This window comes from Pontibacterium sp. (assembly GCF_041587635.1).
Classification (GTDB): Bacteria; Pseudomonadota; Gammaproteobacteria; order Pseudomonadales; family Balneatricaceae; genus Pontibacterium.
On the sequence record NZ_JBFGYC010000357.1, the window covers coordinates 1 to 4312 of the forward strand.

General features: G+C 48.4%; 4 protein-coding genes. All 4 read left to right on the forward strand.

Going from position 1 to position 4312, the window contains the following annotated elements; genetic code table 11:
- The coding region (locus tag ABYW01_RS15360) for a ketopantoate reductase family protein (RefSeq protein ID WP_372834292.1) at nt 1-854 on the forward strand (854 nt) is incomplete at its 5' end.
- A complete protein-coding gene (locus tag ABYW01_RS15365; RefSeq protein WP_372834295.1) occupies nt 841-1173 on the forward strand; it encodes a HopJ type III effector protein in 333 nt (110 codons plus the stop codon). The genes ABYW01_RS15360 and ABYW01_RS15365, both read left to right, overlap by 14 nt.
- Nucleotides 1174-1425: 252 nt before the next feature.
- Nucleotides 1426-2778: a multiheme c-type cytochrome gene (locus ABYW01_RS15370; protein WP_372834297.1), complete on the forward strand. Its 1353-nt coding sequence runs from the start codon at nt 1426-1428 to the stop codon at nt 2776-2778.
- Nucleotides 2779-2844: 66 nt separating this feature from the next.
- A partial coding sequence (locus ABYW01_RS15375) for a PAS domain S-box protein (RefSeq protein ID WP_372834299.1) occupies nt 2845-4312 on the forward strand: 1468 nt, incomplete at its 3' end.

Sequence of the window (4312 nt, forward strand, 5' to 3'; positions counted from 1 at the left end):
ACCTGACAGCGTTGCAAAACGATGGCTTGACCGTTGAACATCCGGAGTTCAGCTTTCAGGGCCCCGTGACAGCCATGGATCACGCCACACTAATCGCGACGACTGAGGCCAACCAGTTTGACCTGATTGCGATCTCCCTTAAAGCTGGAGCAACAGAATCTGTTCTTAATGAGCTGGATAGCTGGCTAACCGATCAAAGTACTCCAATCCTGTCGTTGCAAAACGGCGTGGACAATGAGCCCGCCATCGCGAACTCCATTGGCAATCAGCGCACGATAGGCGGCTTGGCCGTACGCATTGGTGGCCATATTATCAAACCGGGTGTGATTGAAGCCAAAGGCCCTGCACAGGTTGTGATGGGCGCATGGCCGAACGCCGAGCAGACACCGGAGCTGCAGCGACAGTTACAACCGCTGGCGGATACATTGAACGATGCTCATATTCCCACCACATTAACTGACGATATTCAGTATCAATTGTGGCGTAAACTGATCATCAACAACGGTGTAAACCCCCTCTCTGCACTCACGCTGCTGGACACCCAAAAACTCACTCACCATCCGGCCTATGGCAAAGCGGTATACCGCATGATGGAAGAGACCGCTACAGCGGCAAAAGCCGACAATGTCCCGCTGACCAAAGCGGATGTGGATGAGATGTTTGAACTGATCAGTACCTTTGATGCGATCAAGACCTCCATGCTGGTTGATAGAGAAAAGGGTCGCCCTCTTGAACTGGAGGAGATCTGTGGTGCAGTATTGCGCCGGTGCGCCGCTTTGGGCGAAGACGCACCAACGACCGAACTGGTACAAGCCTTGTTAAAACAGGAACTGCAAAACAATGACTCTGAATGATTTTATCAGCCGTATCGGCAACGACAGCGAGCTGGATTTTGAAGACACCATGCAGGTGATCGCTGACAACTACAGCTACACCGCCACTGGCTTTAACAACGGCGACGTACGGAATGACGCCGGCCAGAACGAAGGCAGCTGTAAGATTTTTGCCTTTGCTAAGCTGAACCAGCTGGACCAGGCTCAAACGCTGGCGTGTTTCGGACGTTTTTATCAGGATGTACTGAATACACCGGACGGCACTGACCACGGCAACATCCGTTCATTTATGAGCCATGGCTGGGACGGTATCCGCTTTGATGGCGAAGCATTAGCCTGACTTAGCTGGCGCTTTTCCCTATTAGAAGAGCGCCCAGCCTTCTCTGCTATAATTCCATTCCAGCTTCACCGTGCTTGAGCAAATATGCAAAAAATAGTTCGCTATCATTTGACCTGCATCTAATGATCACTGTTTATACGCACCAGAAAAACATACCTTACTTAATATTGAATAGACTGATATTAACTGTATAAATACAATAGAATTAAACATATTAAATAGCTTTCTCCCGCTGTATCTGGAGTATTTTCTGTGCCATTTAAAACAAGCTATGCTGTCAATACTTCTCTTGTTTTCGTTCTTATTGTTGCTCTCACCGCATTTTTTCTGCACGAGGATGTAGTCTTTCCTGCCAAAGACAATTACGTAACTTCCAGCACATGCGAGGGGTGTCACGACACCCACTACACCTCCTGGCACCAAAATACCCTGCATCCTAAAATGTTTCGGCCTGTTACCACACCTGACGATATTCAAGGGGATTTTTCGACAAACAATCCTGTTGTAACGTTCAAGAAAGAAGAGATTGAATATGTCATCGGGAACAAGTGGGAACAGGTTTACGCTCGCATGATCGACGGCGAGTATTATCCTCTTACCGCAAAATGGATGATCACCACCCAACAATGGGTGCCCTACAAAGTCGACAGCTGGAAAGATACCCCTCTCTCAACCCAATGTAATGGCTGCCATACAACGGGATTCGATCCGGAAACCTTCACATTTTCAGAATTTGGTATAGGTTGTGAAGCTTGCCACGGTCCAGGCCAACAACACGTTAATAACCGCCGCAAGACCGAAAACGACCTTTGCAATACTTGTCATATCAAAGAGGCTCACGCTAAAGGAGACATCGTTGTCTCCACAAAATCTGCGGTCTGCGGACAATGCCACTCCCGTGGAAAACAGCCTTCTGACCATATGCAGACAACATTTAACTTCCCGCTTAACTATCAACCGGGCCAGGAAATCGACGCAAAGTTTCAACCGCTCACTCCAACCGAAGATACACAATCAAAATACTGGTGGGGTTTAGGTTTAGCTAAAAACCGCCATCAGGAGTTTGCAGATTTTTCTGAATCGAAACATAGCAAGTCTTTAGAACTACTGAAGAGCAAACACAGTGAAGCGCGTGGAAAACTGACAGACGAGTGTTTGGAGTGCCACTCACAGGACTACCGTTCCGCACCGGCAGATCAAAAACCAACACTGGAAACAGCTCAGCAAGGCCTGACCTGTGTAACGTGCCACGACTCACATGGTATGGGGCGTCGCTTTCCATCCGTTGCAGTTACGGAAAAGCGTTGCGGCCAATGCCACGCGGACAGCATAAGCTTTAGTGCTGCAGAAAAAGACAGGCCGCATTACCCAGGCCCACCTAGCAGCAAAAGCTGTGCGGACTGTCATATGCCCTACATCGTAAAATCAGGCGGTGCTTATCCTATCCGCAGCCATGCATTTAAGATTGTGCCACCGAAAGCATCCCTAACCTATGACATGCCTAACTCCTGTCAAAATGGTGGCTGCCACAGTGATAAGTCTGTTGAGTGGGCTATCGAGGCTTTCGAGAAACATTACCCTGAATACGATCAAGGGATACGCTAAGTGCCGATAACACGTCTGCCATTCTATCGTCAGATTAGCGTCAAGCTGACTCTCGCTTACCTGACAGTGACCGCCATTATTCTTGCGGCGACAGCCCTGTTTAACGTGCAATTCTCACAAAAAGGTTACGAGCAACTTATTCAGCAACAGTTTCAATCTACCCTACAAGTCAATGAAGATTTTATTGACCAGGTCAGCCTCGCCACCGAAACCTGGGCACAACACCTAGCATCAGAGCCTGAAATTAAAGGCTATTTTATCAGCCAAAATCCATCGGTGATGCCGGTCTATATTCGCCAATATGAAAGTGCCGGACTGCTCCAGTTTCGCACGTTGCTACTGAACACCAACGGTGTGCTGCAGTATGACCTGACGAAGAAAACCCGTACGGGTACAAATTTCATCAGTAATAGTATCGTGCAACAGGTACTGAAAGACGGCCAGCCAAGCAGTGCGATTTTGCATGACGGTAATGAGTTCACCCTGTTCTCAATCGCTCCTGCGCTGCTGGATGGCAAGACTATTGGCCTCGTGATGATAGGCAAAGTGTTGGACCAACCCTTTATCCAGCAGGTCGCGGAAGCAACAGACATTGATATTACAATTGTGCGGGAACGCGCCATTATGGCCAGTACCCTAAAGAATCAGAATGAACCGATACGCGACCTGCCCATTCCCTATCTGGAATACCAGAGACTGTTAGATCACCCTGGAGATTCTGTCGTCAGGACACTATTTGGTGAAACCTACTTTATTTCTGCCAAGCCGTTATCCCGAATGGACGGTCACTTGGCCGGCTCTATTTTCCTTGCAAAATCCCATGCAGGAATGGATGCAGTACGGGAAGAAATCCTAAAGCGCACTTTGTTTATTTTTCTGGCCGGAGCATTAACGGTCATGCTGCTGGGACTGCTTATCTACCGCTACCTAGGCAACATCCGCCAGCTATCTCTGGCTGCCCTGCGCTTTTCAGAGTCTGGTAATTATACTCCGGTACCGATCACCTCCACTGATGAAATTGGCATACTGGCACAGAACTTTAACCAGATGCTATCTACTATTGCCCTAAACAGTAACGAGTTGCAAAAATACAATGACAATCTCGAAGCCGAAGTAGACAAGCGCACACTTCAGCTTCAGACGGCGCTGAATGAATTGGATAAATTCTCTCTGGCTGTAGAGCAAAGCCCCGTTGCAGTCGTCATCACCGACCTACAAGGTAACGTAGAATACACAAACCCCCACTTCTCGCGAACCACTGGCTACACTGCAGAGGAGATCAAAGGCCGGAACTTGCGTCTTCTTAAATCGGGACGGACACCCGATACGGATTATACTGATCTCTGGACGACCATCACATCAGGAAAAGTATGGCGCGGAGAGTTCCATAACCGTGCCAAAGATGGCTCTATGTACTGGGAACGCACAGCGATCACCCCCATTAAATCCCAAGGTAAGATCACCCACTATTTGGGTATGAAAGAAGATATCAGCGCTTACAAAGAGTACGAACAAACCCTGCTAAAACAGGCAA

Coding starts and splice junctions, on each gene's coding strand:
- ABYW01_RS15365 (WP_372834295.1), top strand. CDS start 841: ATGACTCTGAATGATTTTATCAGCCGTATCGGCAACGACAGCGAGCTG.